Here is a 1,772-nt window from a genome sequence, read left to right as displayed (position 1 = left end):
GTGAACCACGAGTCCGTAAACGCCGCCCAAAAGCTTACCCCTTAATGACCAAACCCCGGCATGAGTTACGCAAGCAATTGCAAACAGCTTAAACCACAAGTGTTTCGGCTTTTCTTAGTGCCATTCCGCTCTGAGCTAAATAGCTTGTTCTCCTTCTCTACAGTTAATTGGTGCGAACATCTAGAGAAGCAAATATTTAACAGCTTTTCTAATCAAATTTCAACCAAGTCTCTTAATTACCGCCTCACAGATGTGTATGGATTATTTTTCTACCTTTACAGCATCAAGCCTAAAAATAACCAATCTACTGTGAGGAGCGGTTTAACTCATGTCTAAGCGTGTCCCGTATCGATTCCGCACAGATATTGATGTGGAGAGTTTAGATGGAATTCTCACTAATTTTTTACGTTCTAAGAACGCAGCGATTACAGAAAAGGAAAAGGTTATTGGAGCAACTAGAGCTTACTGGCTTCCTTTTGCCCTGAAAGAGAAAGGAGAATACTCTGACGAACAACTCAAGCAATACGCAAGAGCTGCTATCTATAAGCTGAGAATGCATATTAATTATTTAGCAGAGAATTTTGGGCTTTTAGATGAAGGGGAGCAAGCGATATCTAATGATAAGTTTTTAAGCACAAAATCACTGATGCCACGACAACCAGCAACAGCAGAAAAACTTACATCTGTGCTTGCTCCTCCTGCAAGTAAGAACAAGCTGGGGGCACTCGATTTAGTTGAGCAAGTCGAACCATGTTTTACTTCTTCTACAGAAACTCAGGCTGAGTACACACCTGATGACTTCATCTATCATCAAGATGATGACACTTTTCAAGAAATGTTTAGCTAAAAACACCCAAGGACAATAATGGATAATAACTCTGAAGCTCTTGACAACATCCCTCACAATAAACAATCCCTTCAAGAGAAATATGAATTATCTCTTGAAGATGTAGATTCCATCTTGACTGCTTGTGGCTTACCTATAGACCAATACGAGTATAGTCACCACGATATTAGTAACTCTTTTGAGCCAGCTGTACAAAACTTTAAAAATCAAGAAACCTTCCATCCTCCTGACCACTTAGAATCAAAACCAGTTCCACCGCAAAAGTCAGACAGTAAGTCTAAAAAAGCTAGTAAGTCTAAGCCAGTAAGCCTTTTTGAATTGAAGGCTATTATCAGCGATCTAATTGGTAGTAAAGTTTCTTTAGCTGACACCCTGAAGATTATCGAAGCTTCAGGACTTGAAGAAAAAGAGGAGTACAGCCAGCAGGAATGCGATCTGATTATTGAGACTATCAGTAACGAAGATGAATCCATAGACTTTAATGCTACCATTCAAGGACTTAGTACAGCATCATCAGAAGGATTTGCCAAGTTGGTTGATAGAGTCACGGATAGGTTAGCGGAGTCTGCGCCTGATGCATTCAATCAAATATATATGCAAAAGATTGCTGCCAATATGGAGCGTAATCAGCAACAAATCCGCGACTTCTATCACCAACTAGAAGAGACTATTATTGCAGAGTTAGAAGGAAAAAAGTCACCTTTGCAGATTTTGATCGAGCGTCGCTCCAGGACGAATCTCTCCTCCCTCTGTTCGATGAAATCAGCGGCATCTCTGCCAGAATCAAACAGCGATTCGACTACTAGTCAACCAAGAAAATTATGACAGGTGTAAATTAGGATATAACCGTTGGAATTTCACTCTGGCATCTGAAGCTGCAAAACGCCAATCGATTTTAGCTTTCTGCTGGTTACGCTCCTTTTCC

The 1,772-nt window shown here is 40.5% G+C and carries 2 protein-coding genes; both read left to right on the top strand.

The window, feature by feature from the left end:
• Positions 1-328 precede the first annotated feature (328 nt).
• Positions 329-847, top strand: a complete 519-nt coding sequence (locus FNW02_RS38035) for a hypothetical protein (protein WP_191762616.1) — start codon at positions 329-331, stop codon at positions 845-847.
• An 18-nt stretch (positions 848-865) separates the two neighbouring features.
• A complete protein-coding gene (locus FNW02_RS38030) occupies positions 866-1,672 on the top strand; it encodes a hypothetical protein (RefSeq protein ID WP_191762615.1) in 807 nt (268 codons plus the stop codon).
• Positions 1,673-1,772 lie beyond the last annotated feature (100 nt).

This window comes from Komarekiella delphini-convector SJRDD-AB1, from assembly GCF_014831675.1.
Taxonomy (GTDB): domain Bacteria; phylum Cyanobacteriota; class Cyanobacteriia; order Cyanobacteriales; family Nostocaceae; genus Komarekiella.
The sequence above is the reverse complement of the archived record's forward strand: the minus strand, read 5'-3'. Positions and strand labels throughout refer to the sequence as shown.